The sequence below is a fragment of the Streptomyces sp. Z26 genome (genome assembly GCF_003665095.1).
Classification (GTDB): Bacteria; Actinomycetota; Actinomycetes; order Streptomycetales; family Streptomycetaceae; genus Streptomyces; species Streptomyces phytohabitans.
Window position 1 is genome coordinate 1,180,408 of sequence record NZ_RCHV01000002.1, and the last position, 19,847, is coordinate 1,200,254.

Here is a 19,847-nt window from a genome sequence, read left to right on the forward strand (position 1 = left end):
CGCTCAGCCGTCCAGGTCCGCCAGGAAGCCCAGCGCCGTACGCCACGTGGCGTCCGCCGCCTCCGCGTCGTGGTCGTCGAGGTCCGGGTCGGTGTAGAGGTGCCCGGCCCCGGCGTAGCGGTAGACCTCCACGTCGGCGCCCGCCCGCGTCATGCGCAGGTACCACGCGTTCAGCCAGTCGTGCGACTCGAACGGGTCCGGGTCCGCGACGTGCAGCTGTACGGGCAGGTCGTCCACGGCCGCGTCCTCCGGCAGGTCGGAGGTGCCGTGGAGGAGGAGCAGCCCGCGCGCGTGGCGGTCGGCCAGCGCCAGGTTCTGCGCGACGGACCCGCCGAGCGAGAAGCCCGCGTAGACGAGGCCGTCGGCGGAGTACGGGGCCGCGGCGGCGACGCCGCGCCGCAGCAGCTCGTCCGTGCCGATGGCGTCCTTGATGTCCCGGCCCTGCTCGACCGTCTCCGCCGTCCGCCCCTCGTACAGGTCCGGTACGTGCACGGTGTGGCCCGCCGCCCGCAGCCGCTCTGCGGCGGCGTGCACCGCGGGGCGCAGACCGTGGACGGAATGGAACAGCACAACAGTGGCCATCGGCGCGTGTCACTTCCCACAGGAGCAGAATTTCGTGCGCGCCCATCCTGCCAGTTAGCGTTCCCCCTCACGGCCCCGGGACCACGGGCCCCGGCGGCCCCACGGGAACGCCAGGAAGAGGAGCTGAGAGGTTCATGGAGCAGGTGCTGCGCCCCGTCCTCGTCGTCGGTGGCACGATCGCCATCGCCCTGATCGCGGGCTGGCTCGCCGACCGCGTACTGGACGCGGCGGACCGCAGACACCCCGAGACGCCGCTCTGGGGCCATCTGCGGCGCTGCGGACTCCCGTTGCAGGTCGTCCTGGTCTCCTCGGGCCTCCAGGCGGCGTACGGGCTGACGGGCATCGACACCCACGAGGACCGGCTGATCAAGAACATCCTGGCGCTCGTCACGGTGGCCGCCCTGGTGTGGCTCGCCGTACGGACGGCCAGCGCGGTCGCGGAGACGTCCCTCGCCCGGTTCGCGGCGACGACCCGCGACCCCGCGCGCGTACGCCGGTTCCGGACCCAGCTGACGATGATCCAGCGGGTCATCACGTTCGTACTGGCGACGATCGCCGCGGCCGTCGCGATCCTGCTGCTCTTCCCGGAGCTGCGGGCGCTGGGCGCGTCGATGCTGGCGTCGGCGGGCGTGATCGGCATCGTGGCCGGTGTCGCCGCCCAGTCCATGCTGGGCAACCTCTTCGCGGGACTCCAGGTCGCCTTCGGCGCCTCCGTGCGCATCGGCGACACGGTGGTCGTGGAGGGCGAGTGGGGCGTGGTCGAGGAGATCTCCCTCGCGTTCCTGACCGTACGGATCTGGGACGACCGGCGGCTGACGATGCCCGTCGCGTACTTCAACAGCAAGCCGTACGAGAACTGGTCGCGCGGCGGCACCGAGATCACCTGCACCGTCGTGCTGCACCTCGACCACTCGGCGCCCGTACGGCTGCTCCGCGAGCACCTGCACACCGTCCTCACCGAGCGCGACGACTGGGACCGGCGGACCTGGAGCCTGGTCGTCACGGACACCACGCCCACCACGATCCAGGTGCGGGCGGCGATGTCCGCCAAGGACACGGACGACTGGTGGACGCTCCAGTGCGGCGTCCGCGAGGAGCTGGTGACCTGGCTCCAGCAGGAGCACCCGTACGCCCTGCCGCGCGTCGCCACGTCGCCCGCGGCGACCGCCCCGCACGAGGCCGCGCCGGGCGCGGGCCCGCGCGTCGGCCCGCAGGGCGGCGGGCCGGGCACGGAGCGCTAGGCGCCGTACGGGGCGCGGGTGGCGGCGTCAGTTCACGTTGAAGCTGCGGACGTCCAGCCGGTGCAGCACCCGGTCCACGATCTCCGGGTCGGTGCCCGGCTCGTTCCGCGCGGCGACGACCTCGTGCCGGGCGGCGGACAGCAGCTCGCCCTGCAACCGGTGGATCTTCCGCAGCCGCTGCACCCGCTGCTCGTGCGCGTCCCGGCGGTCCTCGTCCACCAGCTCGGGCGAGACGCGTACGCCGAGGTCCTGCGCCCGGCGCAGCAGCGCCTCGGTGATCTCCTCCGGCAGGTCCTCCTCCGCCTCGATCTCGCGGAGCCGCCGCTTCGCGGCCTTGGCGCAGCGGATCGCCAACTCCCGTTCCAGCTGCCGTTCGGCGGCGGTGTCGGCCCGTACGTGCAGCCGCTTCACCAGCCACGGCAGCGTGAGGCCCTGGAGGACCAGGGTCACCAGCACCACCACGAAGGCGAGGAAGAGGATCGCGTCCCGCTCCGGGAACTCCTCGCCGCCCTCCACGGTCAGCGGTACGGCGAGGGCCAGCGCCACGGACGCCACCCCGCGCATCCCGGACCACCAGACGACGATCGTCTCCCGCCAGCTCATCGGGATCTCCTCGTCCACGTCCTTGCGCTGGTGCAGCTTCCGGGCGAGCCAGGAGGCGGGCAGCAGCCAGAGCAGCCGTACGACGACCACCGCCCCGACGACCAGCCCGGCGGCGGGGAGGAGTTCGTCCCAGCGGCCGCCGACCGCGGCCAGCACCGGCTGGAGTTCGAGGCCGATGAGGCCGAAGGCGATGCCGGTGACGAGGGTGTCCACCACGGACCAGAACGTCTGCCCGGCGAGCCGTCCGCTGACGTCGTCCGCGTCGACGGCCCGCCCGGAGGCCAGGAACAGCGCGGTGACCAGCACCGCGAGCACACCCGAGCCGTGCAGTTCCTCGGCGAGCACGTACGAGGCGAAGGGCACCAGGAGGCTCAGCCCGGTCTGGAGCGTCACGTCGTCGAGGAAGGTCATCAGCCGGTTCGCGGCCCAGCCCAGCGCGAGGCCGACGGCGACGCCGACGACGGCCACGAGGGCCAGTTCACCGACGGCCTCGGTGAGCGAGAAGTGGCCGGTGACGGCGGCGGCGATCGCCACGTGGTAGAGGGTGATCGCGGTGATGTCGTTGAACAGCCCCTCGCCCTCCAGGATCGACACCAGCCGCCGTGGCAGCCCGAGCCGCGCCGCCACCTGGGTCGCCGCGACCGGGTCGGGCGGCGCCACCAGCGCGCCGAGGGCCACGGCGGCGGCCCACGGCAGCCCCGGTACGGCCGCCTCCGCGACGCACGCGACGACCGCCGTGGTGACGAAGACGAGGGCGACGGCCAGCAGCAGGATCGGCCGCGCGTTCGCCGTGAACTGCCGCCACGACGTGCGCTGCGCGGCGGCGTACAGCAGCGGCGGCAGCACCAGCGGCAGGATCAGGTCGGGCGGCACCTCGACCTCGGGGACGAACGGCAGCAGCGCGAGCACCCCGCCGAACAGCGTCATCAGCACCGGCGACGGCAGGCCCAGCCGGTCCCCGACCGGGACCATGACGACGGCGGCCAGGAGCAGCGCGAAGACGAGGGCGAGCTGGTCCACGGCTACGCGCTCTCGGCGCGGACCCGGTCCAGCGCCAGCCGCAGGTCGTCCGGGTAGCCGCTCTCGTACTCCACCCAGGCGCCGTCGCCCGGGTGCTCGAAGCCGAGGCGTACGGCGTGCAGCCACTGCCGGGTGAGCTTCAGCCGCCCGGCGAGCTTCGGGTCGGCGCCGTACGTCAGGTCCCCGACGCAGGGGTGCCGGTGCGCGGCCATGTGCACGCGGATCTGGTGCGTACGGCCGGTCTCCAGCTTGATGTCGAGCAGGCTGGCGGCGCGGAACGCCTCCATCAGGTCGTAGTGCGTGACGGACGGCTTGCCCTCGGCGGTGACGGCCCACTTGTAGTCGTGCTGCGGGTGCCGCCCGATGGGCGCGTCGATGGTGCCGCTGAGCGGGTCGGGGTGGCCCTGGACGAGCGCGTGGTAGCGCTTGTCGACCGTACGCTCGCGGAACTGCTGCTTCAGCAGCGTGTACGCCCGCTCCGACTTGGCGACGACCATCAGCCCGGACGTGCCCACGTCCAACCGGTGCACGATGCCCTGCCGTTCGGCGGCGCCGGACGTGCTGATGGTGTAACCGGCCGCGGCCAGACCGCCGATGACGGTGGTGCCCGTCCAGCCGGGGCTGGGGTGCGCGGCGACGCCGACGGGCTTCACGACCACCACGACGTCCTGGTCGTCGTGGACGATCTCCATGCCCTCGACGGGCTCCGCGACGACCCGTACGGGCGCGGGGGGCGCGGGCATCTCCACCTCGATCCAGGCGCCGCCCTGCACCCGGTCCGACTTCCCGGCCTCCGCGCCGTCGAGCCGGACCTTCCCGTCCGCGGCGAGTTCGGCCGCCTTCGTACGGGAGAAGCCGAACAGCCGGGCGAGGGCGGCGTCCACACGCTCGCCCTCCAGGCCGTCAGGTACGGGCAGGGTGCGGACTTCGGGAAGCATGCTCACCTGATCGAGTATGCCGGACGGCCGGTGCGCCCCCGACCGTACGCCCCCTCGCGCGACGCCCGGTGACTCACCCGCGCGGCTCCCTCCGGCATGCGCGGCCCTCCCCGCACGGTGACGGTGTGACCACGTTCCGAGCCCGCCCGGAGGGAGCCCCGTATGTCGCCAGAGCCCCCGGTGACCCCAGCGCCCGCGCGCCACCGCATACCCGGCCGGCGCGTGGTCGCGGTCGCCACCGCGACCGCCCTGTCCGCCCTCGGCCTGGCCCTGCTGCCGGGCGACGTGGCCGACGCCGTCGGCGTCTCCGGACCGTGCGCGATCAAGGCCACCCCGGGCTTCGGGGAGGGGCCGACGGGCCCGGAGTACGTCAGCCCGGAGGGCCGCCGGAAAGCCACCATGATCATGGTCGACTTTCCCGACATACCCGCGCGCGGCGCCGCCGCCGACCGCGCCGCCTTCTTCTCCGACTACGGCGAGCGCTACCTCGACCGCTCCTCCTACGGCCGCTACCACCTGGACCTGGAGCCCACCCGCGGCTGGACGCGGATGCCGCGCGGCTGGTCCTCGTACGACATCCGGCGCGGCATCACCTCCGAGGACATGCGGGCGTACGTGCAGGACGCCATCGACGCGGCCCGCGCGCGCGGCACGGACTTCCGCGACACCGACTTCGTGTACGTCGTCGCGGACGACAACGTCCCCGCGCAGCCCACCGTCTCGCAGGCGAACACCTTCGACTCGCTCCACGCGGGCACCCGCGACATCCGCGCCGCCGCCCTCGTCTTCGGCCGCCGCGCCGACTCCCCCACCTGGCAGCGCGGGAACTTCGTGCACGAGGCCAACCACCTCTACGGCCTGCCGGACCTCTACAACGTCCGCAACGGCGCCTCGGTGGAGTTCGCGGGCGGCTGGGACACCATGAGCATGGCGGGGATATCGGACCTGATGGGCTGGCACAAGTGGAAGTTCGGGTGGCTGGCGGACCGTCAGGTGGAGTGCGTCAGCAGGCCCGGCACGAGCACGCACACGCTGAAGCCGGTCGGTTCGCGGGACGGCGCGAACATCGCCGTGGTGAAGACCGGCCCGAGCACGGCGGTCGTCGCCGAGGCCCGTACCCGTACGGGACTGGACGCCCGGATCTGCACCGAGGGCGTACTCGTCTACACCGTCGACTCGCGGGTGGAGACCGGCCGCGGCCCCGTACGCGTCGTGGACGCGACGCCGCGCAGCAAGGGCGGCAGCGCCTGCGCCGACCACTCCCCCGCGGAGCTGGCCGAGCTGGGTGACGCGCCGTTCCGCGCGGGCGGCGGGCACACCTTCGCGAACGGCGTACGGGTGGCGGTGACCGACGGCCCGGAGAAGCCGGGCGGGAGCTGGACGGTACGGGTGACGCGACCGCGCTGAGCGGGCGGCGCGCGGCGGCGCGGTGGGGCCCGGACGGCGGGCGGCGCCCGGGTCAGTCCCGGTGCAGCGTGCCGTCCGGGTCGAGACCGCGGAAGGAGAGGACGACGATCAGGATGCCGCCGCAGACGATGGCGGAGTCCGCGAGGTTGAAGACGGCGAAGTGGGTCGGCGCGATGAAGTCGACCACCGCGCCGCGGAAGACGCCGGGCGAACGGAAGACGCGGTCGGTGAGGTTCCCGAGGGCGCCGCCGAGCAGCATGCCCAGCGCGATGGCCCACGGCGTGCTGTAGAGCCGCCGCGCCAGCCGGGCGATGACCAGGATGACCACCGCGGCGATCGCGGTGAGCACGAGGGTCAGCGCCTCGCCGATACCGAAGGCCGCGCCCTTGTTCCGGATGACCTCCAGCCGCAGCACGGTGCCGAACACGTCGATCGGCTCCTGGTGCTCCAGCCGGTCGACGACCACCAGCTTGCTGAACAGGTCCAGGGCGTACGCGAGGGCGGCCACCCCGACCAGTACGGCGATCCGGCGGCGCCCGCGCGGCGGCTGCTGCCCGGACCGCTCCGCCGTCGACTCGTCCTCATCGGGGGTCTCGATGGTCCGCTCCGCCTCTGTCACGAGATGAGGGTACGACACGTGGTGCGGGCCACGATCAGCGGCGCTCCTGCTTCTGCTTGCACTCCACGCACAGCGTCGCGCGGGGGAACGCCTGCATGCGGGCCTTGCCGATCGCGTTGCCGCAGCTCTCGCAGAGGCCGTACGTACCGGCCTCCAGCCGCTCCAGCGCGCGCTCCGTCTGGTGGACCATCTCGCGGGCGTTGGCGGCGAGCGCCATCTCGTGCTCGCGCGTGATGTTCTTCGTGCCGGTGTCGGCGTCGTCGTCGCCCGCGCCGTCGCCGGAGTCCCGCATCAGGCCGGTGAGGGCCTCCTCGGAGGACGCGATCTCGGCGTGCAGCCGTACGGCCTCGGTCTGGAGCTCGGCGCGCGCCTCCGCGACCTCCTCCTCCGTCCACGGGTCCTCGCCGGGGCGTACGGCCAGCTCGGCGGGGTTCACGGGCGTGGTCCGGGACGCGCGGGCGGTGGGAACCGCCGCGGCCTTCGCCGGAGTCTTCTTCGCAGCCACGGTCTGGGCTCCCGTCTTCTTGGCGGCAGGTGTCTTCGTGGCGCGCTTCTTGCCGGCGGGCGCCTTCTTCGCCGTGGTCTTCTTGGAGGGTGCCTGGTCGGCGGGGGCTTTCCGCACGGGTGCGGACGTCGCCTTGGTCACACTCTTCCCCTCGGCCGCCGTGTCGTCGGCGGACCGCCCCTCGGGGGCGGGTTGCCGCGCGGAGGCCGTCTTCTTCGCGGCGGTCCGTCTCGCCACCATGGCCGCGACCCCTTCACATTGTGTGATCTTGCTCGCGAATCGTGACCGGAACGATAAATCGACTTCGCGTTCGCGGCAACGGGGCACGCCGTTCCCTTCGTGATCTTCGTCCGCCCGGCGGCGCACCCCTCGGTCGCCGCCGAGAGCAGTTGTGCCCCGCTCCACCGCTCGAAAACCGTTCATGCCCACTGGCGGCGGCCCGTACACTGGCCGGAGCGAAAGGCGTGGATGGGGACGAGTAGCGTCCGTGTGCGGCCGAGAGCGACCCGGGGACGGTGTGAGCCCGGGGGTCAGCGCGACGTGAAGATCACCCCGGAGCCGCCGGAAGAAAAGCTCCCCGGAGCGAGTAGACCCGGCAGCGCGGCCCAATGAGGGGGCGACGGCACGTTCCGTCGCCAAGGAGGGTGGTACCGCGGGACGGCTGCCGCAGCGGCAGGCGCTCTCGTCCCTCCGACGGAAGCCACACGTCCGCCGGAGAGAGACGACCCCGATGAGTCCGCAGCCGCAGTACCACCAGGTCCCCGCCCAGGTCGACCTGCCCGAGCTCGAACGCGCCGTGCTCGACTTCTGGGCCGAGCAGAAGGTCTTCGCCCGCAGCCTGGAGCAGTCCGAGGGCCGCCCCGAGTGGGTGTTCTACGAGGGCCCGCCCACCGCGAACGGCATGCCCGGCGCGCACCACATCGAGGCCCGCGTCTTCAAGGACGTCTTCCCCCGCTTCCGTACGATGCAGGGCTACCACGTGGCGCGGAAGGCCGGCTGGGACTGCCACGGCCTGCCGGTCGAGCTGGCCGTGGAGAAGGAGCTGGGCTTCAACGGCAAGCAGGACATCGAGGACTTCGGCATCGCCGAGTTCAACGCCCGCTGCCGCGAGTCCGTCACCCGGCACACCGACGCGTTCGCGAAGCTCACCGAGCGCATGGGCTACTGGGTGGACATGGACGCGGCCTACCGCACCATGGACCCCGAGTACGTCGAGTCCGTCTGGTGGTCGCTCAAGGAGATCTTCCGCAAGGGCCTGCTGGCCCAGGACTACCGCGTGGCCCCCTGGTGCCCGCGCTGCGGCACCGGCCTGTCCGACCACGAGCTGGCGCAGGGGTACGAGACGGTCGTCGACCCGTCGGTCTACGTCCGCCTCCCCCTGACCACCGGCCCGCTCGCCGGTGACGCCGCCCTGCTGGTCTGGACGACCACCCCCTGGACGCTCGTCTCCAACACCGCCGTCGCCGCGCACCCCGAGGTGACGTACGTGGTCGCCACCGACGGGCGGGAGCGGCTGGTCGTGGCCGAGCCGCTGCTGGAGAAGGCGCTGGGCGAGGGCTGGACGGCGACGGGCCAGTCGTTCTCCGGCGCGGAGATGGAGCACTGGGCGTACGAGCGCCCCTTCGACCTGGTCCCGCTGGACGGCGCGAACTTCGTGGTGAACGCGGAGTACGTCACCACCGAGGACGGCACCGGCCTGGTGCACCAGGCGCCCGCGTTCGGCGAGGACGACCTGCGGACCTGCCGCGGGTACGGCCTGCCGGTGGTCAACCCCGTACGCCCGGACGGCACCTTCGGGGAGGGCGTCGGCCTGGTCGGCGGGCAGTTCTTCAAGAAGGCCGACGAGACGCTCGTCGCGGACCTGGACGCGCGCGGCCTCCTCTTCCGCCACCTGCCGTACGAGCACAGCTACCCGCACTGCTGGCGCTGCCACACCGCGCTGCTCTACTACGCGCAGCCGTCGTGGTACATCCGCACCACCCAGGTCAAGGACGCGCTGCTCCGTGAGAACGCGCGCACCAACTGGTACCCGGACTCGGTGAAGAACGGCCGCTACGGCGACTGGCTCGACAACAACATCGACTGGGCCCTCTCCCGGAACCGCTACTGGGGCACCCCGCTGCCCATCTGGCGCTGCGCCGACGACCACCTCACGTGCGTCGGTTCGCTGGCCGAGCTGAGCGACCTGACCGGCACCGACCAGTCGGACCTGGACCCGCACCGGCCGTTCATCGACGAGGTCACCTTCCCCTGCCCCAGCTGCGAGTCGACCGCCACGCGCGTCCCGGAGGTGATCGACGCCTGGTACGACTCGGGCTCGATGCCGTTCGCGCAGTGGGGCTACCCGTACCGCAACAAGGAGCTGTTCGAGAAGCGCTACCCCGCGCAGTTCATCTGCGAGGCCATCGACCAGACCCGCGGCTGGTTCTACACGCTGATGGCCGTCGGCACCCTGGTCTTCGACCGGTCCAGCTACGAGAACGTCGTCTGCCTCGGCCACATCCTCGCCGAGGACGGCCGCAAGATGTCCAAGCACCTGGGCAACATCCTGGAGCCCATCCCCCTCATGGAGCGGCACGGCGCGGACGCGGTGCGCTGGTTCATGGCGGCGGGCGGCTCACCGTGGGCCGCGCGGCGGGTGGGGCACGGGACGATCCAGGAGGTCGTCCGCAAGACGCTCCTCACGTACTGGAACACGGTGGCCTTCCAGGCGCTGTACGCCCGTACGTCCGGCTGGGCGCCCACCGACACCGACCCGCGGCCGGGCGAGCGGACGCTCCTGGACCGCTGGCTGCTGAGCGAGCTGCACGCCTTGGTCGACCTGGTGACGGCCGCCATGGAGAACTACGACACGCAGCGCGCCGGCAAGCTGCTGTCGACCTTCGTCGACGACCTGTCGAACTGGTACGTACGCCGCTCCCGCCGCCGCTTCTGGCAGGGCGACCCGGCCGCGCTCCGTACCCTGCACGACACCCTGGAGACCGTCACGCGGCTGATGGCGCCGCTGGTGCCGTTCATCTCCGAACGGGTCTGGCAGGACCTGGTCGTCCCGGTCGTCCCCGGCGCCCCGGAGTCCGTGCACCTGGCGGACTGGCCCGTGCCCGACCTGGACGCGGTCGACCCGGAACTCTCCGGCGACATGCTGCTCGTACGACGCCTGGTCGAGCTGGGGCGTGCCACGCGCGCGGAGTCCGGCGTGAAGACCCGGCAGCCGCTGTCGCGGGCGCTGGTGGCGGCGCAGGGCTTCGCCACGCTCTCCCCCGACCTGCGGCGGCAGATCACCGAGGAGCTGAACGTCAGCGAGCTGGCCTCGCTCTCCGAGGTCGGCGGCTCCCTGGTCGACACGACCGCCAAGGGCAACTTCCGCGCGCTGGGCCGTCGTTTCGGCAAGGGCACCCAGGCCGTCGCGAAGGCGATCGCCGACGCGGACGCCGCCGCCCTGTCGGTGGCGTTGCGGGCGGGCTCCGCCGCGGTCGAGGTCGACGGCGAGCGGGTCACCCTCGTACCGGAGGAGGTCATCATCACCGAGACCCCCCGCGAGGGCTGGTCGGTGGCCTCCGACTCGGGCGCCACCGTGGCGCTGGACCTGGAGATCAGCCCGGAGCTGCGCCGGGCGGGCCTCGCCCGCGACGCGATCCGGCTCATCCAGGAGGCGCGGAAGAACTCCGGGCTGGACGTGGCCGACCGGATCGCCCTGCGCTGGTCCGCCGCGGACGACGACGTCGCGCGGGCGCTGGCGGACCACACGGAGCTGATCTCCGAGGAGGTCCTGGCGACGGACTTCACCGCGGGCGACCCGGCCGAGGCGGACGGCACGTACGGGGAGCCGTTCGAGGACGAGTCCCTGGGGCTGGTCTTCCGCCTCCGCAAGGCGTAGCCACAGCGCGCGGGCACGCGAAAGGGGCCGGGCCCGAGAGTGACTCTCGGGCCCGGCCCCTTCGTGTGGCGTCCGCGTCGCTCAGCGACCGGCGGGGACGATCAGTTGTCGTCCTCGTCGATCAGGAAGCCCCGCATCGGCGACGGTGCCTGCTGCGGCCCGCCCTGGGGGCGTACCGGAGCCATCGGCTGCGTCATCGCGGGCGTCATCTGCGGCTGGCCGCCCCCGTACGTCGGGCCGCCGTTCTGCGGGTGACCACCGGGGCCGCCCATCGACGGACCGCCCATCGAGGGGCCACCCATGGACGGGTTGCCGCCCATCGACTGGTGTCCGCCCATGGTGCCGCCGGCGCCGGAGGGCGCGCCCGCCGAGGCCATCGACGGGGACGGCGGCAGGGACGCGGTCGCCGGGGTGCGCGGCGGAGCCAGCGAGTCGTCGGCCTGGTTCTCCAGCTGGCGCAGCTGGCTCTCCAGGTACGACTTCAGCCTCGTGCGGTACTCCCGCTCGAAGCCGCGCAGGTCCTCGACCTTGCGCTCCAGCGTGGCGCGGGCGGACTCCAGGGAGCCCATCGCGACGCGGTGCTTCTCCTGGGCGTCCCGCTCCAACGCGTCGGCCTTGGCGCGGGCGTCCCGCTCCAGGCCCTCGGCACGGCTGCGGGCCTCGCCGACGATCTTGTTGGCCTCGGAACGGGCCTCCGCGATCGCCTGGTCGGCGGTCTGCTGGGCCAGCGACAGCACACGGGCGGCGCTGTCGTTGTTCTGGCCGCCACCCTGCTGCTGCATCTGCTGCATCTGCTGGGGCAGACCGGGACCGCCGGGACCCTGCGGGCCGCCCATCATCCCGGGAGGTCCGCCGGGACCACCGGGGCCGCCCATGCCGGGACCACCGGGACCCTGCGGGCCGCCCATGGGTCCGCCCTGCGGACCACCGGGACCGGCGGGAAGCTGGGGCTGGCCGCCCGGAAGCTGCGGCGGGCCGCCCATCCCCTGCTGCGGGTGCTGGGGATGTTGCTGATGCTGCGGGTGCTGGGGGTGTTGCGGGTGCTGCTGCTGCGGCGGCACCGGCTGCGGTCCCGATATGGCGGCGGGCACGGGTGGCCCGCCTGGCCGTTCCTGGGGTTCAGGTTTGCGCATGCCGCCGCCCTGCTGCTGGTTCTGCGCGGCAGCCCGGGTCGCCGCGGCCAACTTGGCCCGCAGGTCCTCGTTCTCGCGGAGCAAACGCGTCAGTTCGCCCTCGACCTCGTCAAGGAAGGCGTCGACCTCGTCCTCGTCGTAGCCTTCACGGAGACGGACGGTCGTGAACTGCTTGTTCCGTACGTCCTCGGGGGTCAGTGGCATCTCTTCACCTCAACGTAAGTCGTCGGCATATCGGCAAGACCGTCTCGCTCGTTCACAGCCCGGCCACGACGTTGATCAGGATCCAGACGATGATCATGAGCACGAAGAAGGACAGGTCGAGCGCCACGCCCCCGAAGCGTAGCGGCGGGATGAACCGCCGCAGGAGCTTGAGTGGCGGATCGGTGACAGTGTAGGTGCCCTCCAGAACGACGACCATCGCCTTGCCTGGCTGCCATGAGCGGGCGAACTGGAAGACGTAGTCCATCACCAGCCGGAAGAGAAGGATCAGGAAGAAGCAGTACAACGCGATCTGGATCACCTGTAGTGCGGTCCCCATCTGCGTTGCCTCTCCCCTGACTCTCTCGTGTGGCCCTGCGACCCCTGCCGTGACACCACGTCTCAGCTCTGGTTGAAGAACCCGCCCTCTGCGATGCGGGCCTTGTCTTCCGCCGTGACATCGACGTTAGCAGGAGACAGCAGGAAGACCTTCTGTGTCACCCGTTCAATACTTCCGTGCAAACCGAACACCAGACCGGCTGCGAAGTCCACCAGTCTCTTCGCATCCGTGTCGTCCATCTCGGTCAAGTTCATGATCACCGGAGTGCCCTCGCGGAAGTGTTCCCCGATGGTACGGGCCTCGTTGTAGGTCCGGGGGTGCAACGTGGTGATCCGGTACGGCTCCCGCTCGGACACGACCTTGGGCATGATCACCGGGGCGCTCTTCTCCAGGTTCTGGCGTTCAGGTGTGATGGATGACACGGGGGCAATCCTCCCCGCTCGTCCGCTTTCAGGGACCACCGAGGGCGGTGGCGAGATCTCGCGCTCCCGCTGGGCCGGGGGGTGCATGACCCGTACCGACTCCTCGGGATCGTCCTTCTGCAACGAGTGGTGCGGCTGCGGCTGATGGTGCCGCCGGCGCTCCGGCTCCGGTTCGGGCTCGAACTCGTCGTCGGGGTCGAACCCCGGGCCGTCGTACCCATCGTCCTCCACGAGGCCGAGGTAGACCGCCATCTTGCGCATAGCGCCGGCCATTTCTTGCGTCCTCCGCTCTGTGGTGGGTCCCCTGCCTCCCACGGGAGGCCCCGGGCTCCGTCACCGGTGGCCATGAATCCACATACCCCGTCCGCCTGTCCACTCTGAGTGATCTGGCGGAAATGACCATATTTTCTGCTGTGGTCCGACTTGCTTGGCGACGTTACCCGAGGCGGGGTCGGACTCCGAGTACCGCACTGCCGACGCGTACATGTGTCGCACCCGCCGCCACCGCCTCCTCGAAATCCGCACTCATGCCTGCTGACACCATGTTCGCAGCAGGATGCCGCGACCGCAGGTCGGTTGAGATTTCCCACAGCCGCCGGAACGTCTCGCCGGGGCGTCCCGCGTACGGTCCCGACAGCGGTGCGACCGTCATCACCCCCGCCAGGCGCAGCCCCTGAGCCTCCGTTACCCGCTCCGCCAGATCCGGAACGTCGGCGGGCCGCACACCACCGCGCGGGGCGGCGGGCTCTGACTCCCCGTCGAAGCCGACCTGGAGGAGCACGCCGGTCTCCCGCCCCGCGCGGACCGCCGCCTCGGAGAGCGCGGTGACCAGCCGCGGCCGGTCGACGGAGTGCACGAAGTGGGCGTAAGACGTCACGGAACGGGCCTTGTTGGTCTGCAACTGGCCCACGAAGTGCCAGTTCAGCGGGAGGTCCGCGCAGGCCGCCGCCTTCGGGGCGGCGTCCTGGTCGCGGTTCTCCGCCACGTCGCGCACCCCCAGCTCCGCCAGCAACCGTACGTCGCTCGCCGGGAAGGTCTTCGTCACGACGACGAGGGTGACGTCCTCCCGTGCGCGCCCCGCCGTGCCGCACGCGCCGGCGATGCGCTCCTCCACCCGGGCGAGGTTGGCGGCCAGTTCGGCCTTCCGGTCAGCCACGTCCCGTACCCCGCGCTCCGCGTCCGTACCCATCGCTCCCCCTCACCGGCCGGACCGCGGACCGGGCGGTTCCAGCCAGACGTAACTCGCCAGCCGTCCGGTGTCCTTGTCCCGCCGGTACGAGAAGTGGTCCGCCGACTCCAACGTGCACACGTCGGACAGCTCGACCGAGGTGACGCCCCGCGCGGCGAGCTGCGCCCGTACGCCCGCCGCCACGTCGAGCGCCGGAGTGCCCCGACGCGTCGTGGCGTACGCCTCGGGCACACGCGCGGCGACCTCGTCCCGCATGTCCGCGGGCACCTCGTAGCAGCGGCCGCAGACGGCGGGGCCGGTGCGCGCCGTGATCCGCGCCGGGTCGGCGCCGAGCCGGACCATCGCGTCGACCGTCGCGCCGACGACCCCGGCGGCGAGCCCCGGGCGACCGGCGTGGGCCGCGCCCGCGACCCCGGCGACGGGGTCGGCCAGCAGGACGGGGGTGCAGTCGGCGGTGAGGACGGCGAGGACCGTGCCGCGCCGCGCGGTGACGACGCCGTCGACCGGTTCGGCGCCGAGGTCGGCGGGGCCAGTGACGACGGCGACGTCCGCGCCGTGGACCTGGTTCATCCAGACGACCGCCGCCGGGTCGAGCCCGAGCGAGGTGGCGGCCCGCCGCCGGTTCTCCCGTACGGCCGCCGGGTCGTCGCCCACCGCGCCGCCGAGGTTGAGGGACGCACGAGGAGCGGCGCTCACCCCGCCCCACCGGTCGGTGGAGGCGAAGTGGGCGCCGCTCTCGGTGTCGTGCCGACCTATCACCGCGCGGATTCCCGCGGTCCGGCCGGGCCACGGGTGCCGTACGGCTCCGGGGAGCCGCCGCGTACGGTCGCCGTGCTCACTTGAGGAAGTCCGGTACGTCCAGCTCCTCGGCCTGGCTGTCCTGGTACGGACGGGCCGGCGGGACCTGCGGCGAGGGCGCGGAGTGGCCGACCGGATCGGCGGACGACGGGGCGGACTCGACCGGCGCGGACTGGTCCTCGCGCGGGCTGAGGACGCCGAGCGTCGGCCGGTCCCGGTCCCGGTCCGCGTCCGGCTCGGGCACCGGGCGGGGGCCGGAGGACGACTCGTCCTTGCCGCCGTACGCGCCGAGGACCTTGTCGCGGTTCTTCGAGGGCGGTTGGCCGCCGTCGAACCCGGCGGCGATGACCGTGACCCGGACCTCGTCGCCGAGGGCGTCGTCGATGACCGCGCCGAAGATGATGTTCGCCTCGGGGTGGGCGGCCTCGCTGACGAGCTGGGCGGCCTCGTTGATCTCGAAAAGGCCGAGATCCGACCCTCCGGAGATGGAGAGCAGCACACCTCGGGCGCCGTCGATGGACGCCTCCAGCAGCGGCGAGGAGATCGCCATCTCGGCAGCGGCCACCGCGCGGTCGTCGCCGCGCGCGGAGCCGATGCCCATGAGCGCCGAACCCGCCTCCGACATCACGGACTTGACGTCCGCGAAGTCGAGGTTGATCAGGCCGGGCGTCGTGATCAGGTCGGTGATGCCCTGCACACCGGAGAGCAGCACCTGGTCGGCGGACTTGAACGCGTCCAGGACACTGACCTGGCGGTCCGAGATGGACAGCAGCCGGTCGTTGGGGATGACGATCAGGGTGTCGACCTCGTCGCGCAGCCCAGCGATGCCGTCCTCCGCCTGGTTCGCGCGGCGGCGGCCCTCGAAGGTGAACGGGCGGGTGACGACGCCGATCGTCAGGGCGCCGAGCGAACGCGCGATGTTGGCGACCACGGGCGCGCCGCCGGTGCCGGTGCCGCCGCCCTCGCCCGCCGTCACGAAGACCATGTCGGCCCCCTTGAGGACCTCCTCGATCTCCTCGCGGTGGTCCTCGGCCGCCTTGCGGCCGACGTCGGGGTTGGCCCCCGCGCCGAGTCCGCGGGTCAGCTCACGGCCGACGTCGAGCTTGACGTCGGCGTCGCTCATCAACAGGGCCTGCGCATCGGTGTTGATCGCGATGAACTCGACGCCCTTGAGACCGACCTCGATCATCCGGTTGATGGCGTTCACGCCACCGCCGCCGATACCGACGACCTTGATGACTGCGAGGTAGTTCTGCGGTGCTGCCACGTCGAAGGCCTCTCGCCTCGAGTTACGTATCCCTGTGGGGCGGTTCGTTCGCCGACCCGAACCCTAACTGTGAAGTTTAGGGTTACCAGTGCCTGTGGTTCCTGGAGTCTTCGCAACGGACACTAAGTCGACAAGTGCTGGGTGTTCAACGAACACGCCGAACCTCCCGTTTTTCTTTTCACCCTATGTGATCAGGCCAAGCAGTGCTTATCCAGGGTGCTGGCCTGCGTGGATGTGCGTCAACTCGGCATCACCGAGGGGGCGCTGGGGACGCTGACGTCGAAGTGTTCGGCGTCCCCGACCGCTTTCATCAGCGCCGCGAGCGCCTTCGCCTTCGCCTCTCCGTGTTCGCCGCTCCCCCACAGCACCGTCCGATCCCCCGTCAACTCCAGGGTGAGGGAGTCGTACGAGCGGACCCGTACGGTCCGGATCTCCTTCGCCACCCCCGCCGGAGCCTCCCGTACGGCGCGCACCGCCGCGGTCCGCAGCCGGGCCGCCGAGAACGGACGGTCCGCCGCCGGACGGTCGCGTCGGACGACCAGAAGCGGAACACCCGTCGGGCGCTTGCCGACTGTGGCGAAACGTACGCCCTCGGCGTCCACTTCGACGAATTTCCCGGCCTCTTCCTGAACGAGTTCCGGCTTTCGTTCCGTCACTTTCAGGCCGACTCCGTGCGGCCACGCGCGGACGACCTCGGCCGTACGGATACGCGGCAGCCGCTGCCGCAGCCGCCGTTCCGCCGCGTCCTTGTCGAGCGAGACCAGCGGGGAGCCGACCGGAACGGCCGCCGCGTCCCGGATCTGACGCTCCGTGAGGACCCGCGCCCCGTCGACGGAGACGTGCTCGACGCGCAGCCAGGACGAGCCGTACAGCGCCCAGACGCCGAACGAGCCGAGCAGCAGCGCGAGGACGACGAGGAGCACCACGGCGCGCCGCCGGAGCCGTATCCCCGGGCGCCGCCCGCGGGGCCGGTCGTCGCCGCCACCGCCCTCCGGGATCTCCTCGGAGTCCGGCGGCGGGCCGCCCGGCCGGTCACCGCGCCGCTCGCTCCGGTCGGCGTCCCTCGTGCGTACGGGCACTCTCCCTGCCTTCTCACGCCGCTCGGCGGCCGGGCCGCCCCGGCCGCCCGGTCAGCCCTGACGGCGTGCCGCGATCGCTTCGTGCACCATGCCGACGAGCAGCTCGTCGGCGTCCCTGCGGCCGAACTCCGCCGCCGCCCGCGCCATGTCGTGGAGCCGGTGCGGATCGGAGAGGATCGGGAGCACGTTGCCCTTGATCCACTCCGGTGTCAGCTCCGCGTCGTCCACGAGCAGTCCGCCGCCCGCCTTGACGACGGGCTGGGCGTTGAGCCGCTGTTCGCCGTTGCCGATCGGCAGGGGGACGTACGCGGCCGGGAGCCCGACGGCTGACAGTTCCGCGACGGTCATCGCGCCCGCGCGGCAGAGCATCATGTCGGCCGCGGCGTACGCGAGGTCCATCCGGTCGACATACGGTACCGGTACGTAGGGCGGCATTCCCGGCATGTGGTCCAGGAACGGCAGTTCGTTCTTCGGCCCGACCGCGTGCAGGATCTGGATGCCCGCGCGCTGCAGGTGCGGCGCGACGGCCTGGACGACCTCGTTCAGCCTGCGGGCGCCCTGGGAGCCGCCGGTGACGAGCAGGGTCGGCAGGTTGGCGTCGAGGCCGAAGGCGGCGCGGCCCTCCGCGCGCGTCGCGGACCGGTCGAGGACGGCGATGTTGCGGCGCAGGGGGATGCCGACGTAGCGCGCGTGCCGCAGCTTGCTGTCCGGGGTGGAGACGGCGACGTGGGTGGTGTAGCGCGACCCGATCTTGTTGGCCAGGCCGGGGCGGGCGTTGGCCTCGTGCACGACGATCGGGACGCCGAGGCGCTTGGCCGCCAGGTAGCCGGGGAGGGCGACGTAGCCGCCGAAGCCGACCACGCAGTCCGCCTTGGTGCGTTCCAGGATCTGCTCGGCCGCCTTGACGGTGCCGCGCAGCCGCCCGGGGACGGTGATCAGCTCCGTGGTGGGCTTGCGCGGGAGGGGTACGGCCGGGATGAGGCCCAGTTCGTAGCCCCGCTCCGGGACGAGACGGGTTTCGAGGCCGCGCTCCGTGCCGAGAGCGGTGATGCCCACGGTCGGGTCCTGCCTGCGCAGCGCGTCCGCGAGGGCGAGCGCGGGCTCGATGTGACCGGCGGTCCCCCCACCGGCGAGTACGACATGCACCGAAATTCACCGCTCTCCGGACGGCGGCCCTTCGGAACGCCGTCTCATCGTCTTCTTCCTCACCCCGGCCCGCATCCTGCCGAACGCGGGCTGCCGCATGTCCAGTGCCACGCGCGCGGCCGGGTCGTCACGCGCGAAGGCGATCAGCAACCCGATGGCGAACATCGTCGGCAGCAGCGCGGAACCTCCGTAGGAGAACAGCGGGAGCGGGACACCGGCGATCGGCAGCAGGCCGAGCACCGCACCGATGTTCACCGCGGCCTGCGCCGTGATCCAGGTGGTCACGCCTCCCGCGGCATACCTGACGAAGGAATCCTCCGTGCGTCCGGCCACGCGGATACCCGCATAGCCTAGAGCCGCGAAGAGGGCGAGCACCGACAGCGTCCCCGCGAGACCCAGCTCCTCCCCGGTGACCGCGAAGATGAAGTCCGTATGCGGTTCGGGGAGTTGGCCCCATTTTTCCACACTCGCGCCCAGGCCGGAACCAAACCATCCGCCCGAGGCGAGGGCGTAGATGCCGTGCACGGCCTGCCAGCACTGGTCGTTGGGGCCGGGGTCGGTGGCGCCGAGGCAGCCGAGCCGGGACATGCGGTTGGGGCTGCTCGTGATCAGCAGGAAGCCGAGGACCGCGGCGACGCCGAGGGTCGTGGCGAACAGCCGGGTGGGGGCGCCCAGCAGCCAGAGCAGGCCGAAGAGGATCGCTGTGAGAATGATCGCGGTCCCCATGTCGCCGCCCAGCATGATCAGCCCGAGCAGCAGGAACGCGACGGGCACGAGCGGTACGAGCATGTGCTTCCACTCGTTCAGCAGCCGCTTCTCGCCCTTCCGCGCGAGCAGGTCCGCGCCCCACAGCACCAGGCCGAGCTTCGCGAACTCGCTGGGCTGGAGCTGGAACGGGCCGCCGAGCTGGATCCAGTTCTGGTTTCCGTTCACCGCGTGCCCTATGCCGGGGACCTGGACCAGGCAGAGCAGGAACACGGAGACCGCGAGCAGCGGGTACGCGCACGCGCGGTGCAGCCGTACGGGCATGCGGGAGGCCGCGAGCATCAGTACGGAGCCGAGGACGGCGGCGACGAGCTGCTTCTGGAAGAAGTACGTGGACGACAGCCCCGACTGGAGCGCCTCGATCTGCGAGGCGGAGAAGACCATCACGAGGCCGAGGGCGGTCAGCAGCAGGCTGCCCCCGAGCACCAGGTAGTACGCGGTGAGGGGGCGGTCCCACGCGCGCCGGGCGCGGTCGAGCGCGCGCCGCAGCCCCTCGGGGCCGCCGGTCGTACGCCGGGGCTCCGGCCGTTTCGGCGGGCGCCGGGGCGCGGGGGCGGGCGCGCGGCCCGCACGCCGGAGGGCGGTGCCGCGGGCGCGGGCGGGCGGGGCGCCAGGCGCGGGCGCGGACGCCCGGGAGCCGGGGCGTACGGTGCCGCGGCCGCGTGGCGGGGGCTGGGGTGCGTGCCGGTCCGTGGTCATGTCCGTGTCCCCTCCT

Annotated in this window: 17 protein-coding genes; 3 read left to right on the top strand and 14 right to left on the bottom strand. The window is 72.2% G+C overall.

Translation table 11 applies throughout. The features are described 5' to 3' along the window. Positions 1-3: 3 nt before the first annotated feature. On the bottom strand, positions 4-582 hold the full coding sequence (locus D7M15_RS05170) for a dienelactone hydrolase family protein (RefSeq protein WP_121516401.1): 579 nt from the start codon (positions 580-582) through the stop codon (positions 4-6). Between the two features lie 134 nt (positions 583-716). Here D7M15_RS05170 and D7M15_RS05175 point away from each other — a divergent pair, with 134 nt between their 5' ends. Beyond that, entirely contained in the window at positions 717-1,823 is a 1,107-nt protein-coding gene (locus D7M15_RS05175) for a mechanosensitive ion channel domain-containing protein (protein WP_121516402.1), read from the top strand. 27 nt (positions 1,824-1,850) lie between these two features. On the opposite strand, the gene D7M15_RS05180 is transcribed toward D7M15_RS05175, so the two are convergent. Both D7M15_RS05180 and D7M15_RS05185 read right to left on the bottom strand, forming a co-directional pair. Then, positions 1,851-3,446 carry a Na+/H+ antiporter gene (locus tag D7M15_RS05180; RefSeq protein ID WP_121516403.1) on the bottom strand — a complete coding sequence of 532 codons (1,596 nt, stop codon included), beginning with the start codon at positions 3,444-3,446 and terminating at the stop codon, positions 1,851-1,853. A 2-nt stretch (positions 3,447-3,448) separates the two neighbouring features. Continuing rightward, positions 3,449-4,390: an RluA family pseudouridine synthase gene (locus D7M15_RS05185; RefSeq protein ID WP_121516404.1), complete on the bottom strand. Its 942-nt coding sequence runs from the start codon at positions 4,388-4,390 to the stop codon at positions 3,449-3,451. A gap of 156 nt (positions 4,391-4,546) precedes the next feature. On the opposite strand from D7M15_RS05185, the gene D7M15_RS05190 reads away from it, so the two are divergent. Then, the gene (locus D7M15_RS05190; protein ID WP_121516405.1) at positions 4,547-5,791 is read left to right on the top strand and encodes a peptidase M6; all 1,245 of its coding nucleotides are present in this window, start codon (positions 4,547-4,549) and stop codon (positions 5,789-5,791) included. 52 nt (positions 5,792-5,843) lie between these two features. Here D7M15_RS05190 and lspA read toward each other — a convergent pair whose 3' ends face one another. Further along, on the bottom strand, positions 5,844-6,410 hold the full coding sequence (gene lspA, locus D7M15_RS05195) for a signal peptidase II (RefSeq protein WP_121516406.1): 567 nt from the start codon (positions 6,408-6,410) through the stop codon (positions 5,844-5,846). 34 nt (positions 6,411-6,444) lie between these two features. Further along, complete coding sequence (locus tag D7M15_RS05200) at positions 6,445-7,155, bottom strand: TraR/DksA C4-type zinc finger protein (RefSeq protein ID WP_121516407.1); 711 nt, start codon at positions 7,153-7,155, stop codon at positions 6,445-6,447. Between the two features lie 490 nt (positions 7,156-7,645). Between D7M15_RS05200 and ileS the strand changes: the two genes are divergently transcribed. Further along, complete coding sequence (gene ileS, locus D7M15_RS05205) at positions 7,646-10,792, top strand: isoleucine--tRNA ligase (RefSeq protein WP_121516408.1); 3,147 nt, start codon at positions 7,646-7,648, stop codon at positions 10,790-10,792. 101 nt (positions 10,793-10,893) lie between these two features. Here the strand turns inward: ileS and D7M15_RS05210 are convergent, their stop codons facing one another. The 9 genes from D7M15_RS05210 to ftsW form a co-directional block, all read right to left on the bottom strand. After that, positions 10,894-12,129, bottom strand: a complete 1,236-nt coding sequence (locus tag D7M15_RS05210) for a DivIVA domain-containing protein (RefSeq protein WP_121516409.1) — start codon at positions 12,127-12,129, stop codon at positions 10,894-10,896. A gap of 52 nt (positions 12,130-12,181) precedes the next feature. Next, complete coding sequence (locus tag D7M15_RS05215) at positions 12,182-12,466, bottom strand: YggT family protein (protein WP_121516410.1); 285 nt, start codon at positions 12,464-12,466, stop codon at positions 12,182-12,184. 62 nt (positions 12,467-12,528) lie between these two features. After that, positions 12,529-13,161, bottom strand: coding sequence for a cell division protein SepF (sepF, locus tag D7M15_RS05220; protein ID WP_121516411.1), 633 nt, complete (start codon positions 13,159-13,161; stop codon positions 12,529-12,531). A gap of 163 nt (positions 13,162-13,324) precedes the next feature. Beyond that, positions 13,325-14,044: a YggS family pyridoxal phosphate-dependent enzyme gene (locus D7M15_RS05225; RefSeq protein WP_121520247.1), complete on the bottom strand. Its 720-nt coding sequence runs from the start codon at positions 14,042-14,044 to the stop codon at positions 13,325-13,327. A gap of 42 nt (positions 14,045-14,086) precedes the next feature. Continuing rightward, positions 14,087-14,836 carry a peptidoglycan editing factor PgeF gene (gene pgeF, locus D7M15_RS05230; RefSeq protein ID WP_121516412.1) on the bottom strand — a complete coding sequence of 250 codons (750 nt, stop codon included), beginning with the start codon at positions 14,834-14,836 and terminating at the stop codon, positions 14,087-14,089. A gap of 76 nt (positions 14,837-14,912) precedes the next feature. Continuing rightward, the gene (gene ftsZ, locus D7M15_RS05235; RefSeq protein ID WP_121516413.1) at positions 14,913-16,142 is read right to left on the bottom strand and encodes a cell division protein FtsZ; all 1,230 of its coding nucleotides are present in this window, start codon (positions 16,140-16,142) and stop codon (positions 14,913-14,915) included. A gap of 239 nt (positions 16,143-16,381) precedes the next feature. Further along, positions 16,382-17,221 carry an FtsQ-type POTRA domain-containing protein gene (locus D7M15_RS05240; RefSeq protein ID WP_240649136.1) on the bottom strand — a complete coding sequence of 280 codons (840 nt, stop codon included), beginning with the start codon at positions 17,219-17,221 and terminating at the stop codon, positions 16,382-16,384. 51 nt (positions 17,222-17,272) lie between these two features. Next, a complete protein-coding gene (murG, locus tag D7M15_RS05245; protein ID WP_121516414.1) occupies positions 17,273-18,367 on the bottom strand; it encodes an undecaprenyldiphospho-muramoylpentapeptide beta-N-acetylglucosaminyltransferase in 1,095 nt (364 codons plus the stop codon). Positions 18,368-18,373: 6 nt separating this feature from the next. Continuing rightward, positions 18,374-19,831, bottom strand: coding sequence for a putative lipid II flippase FtsW (ftsW, locus tag D7M15_RS05250; protein WP_121516415.1), 1,458 nt, complete (start codon positions 19,829-19,831; stop codon positions 18,374-18,376). Between the last annotated feature and the right edge of the window lie 16 nt (positions 19,832-19,847).

What these genes read in the sequence shown, in the direction of transcription:
- D7M15_RS05170 (WP_121516401.1), bottom strand. Translation starts at nt 582, where the DNA reads ATGGCCACTGTTGTGCTGTTCCATTCCGTCCACGGTCTGCGCCCCGCG.
- D7M15_RS05175 (WP_121516402.1), top strand. Translation starts at nt 717, where the DNA reads ATGGAGCAGGTGCTGCGCCCCGTCCTCGTCGTCGGTGGCACGATCGCC.
- D7M15_RS05190 (WP_121516405.1), top strand. Translation starts at nt 4,547, where the DNA reads ATGTCGCCAGAGCCCCCGGTGACCCCAGCGCCCGCGCGCCACCGCATA.
- D7M15_RS05200 (WP_121516407.1), bottom strand. Translation starts at nt 7,155, where the DNA reads ATGGTGGCGAGACGGACCGCCGCGAAGAAGACGGCCTCCGCGCGGCAA.
- ileS (WP_121516408.1), top strand. Translation starts at nt 7,646, where the DNA reads ATGAGTCCGCAGCCGCAGTACCACCAGGTCCCCGCCCAGGTCGACCTG.
- D7M15_RS05210 (WP_121516409.1), bottom strand. Translation starts at nt 12,129, where the DNA reads ATGCCACTGACCCCCGAGGACGTACGGAACAAGCAGTTCACGACCGTC.
- D7M15_RS05215 (WP_121516410.1), bottom strand. Translation starts at nt 12,466, where the DNA reads ATGGGGACCGCACTACAGGTGATCCAGATCGCGTTGTACTGCTTCTTC.
- sepF (WP_121516411.1), bottom strand. Translation starts at nt 13,161, where the DNA reads ATGGCCGGCGCTATGCGCAAGATGGCGGTCTACCTCGGCCTCGTGGAG.
- ftsW (WP_121516415.1), bottom strand. Translation starts at nt 19,831, where the DNA reads ATGACCACGGACCGGCACGCACCCCAGCCCCCGCCACGCGGCCGCGGC.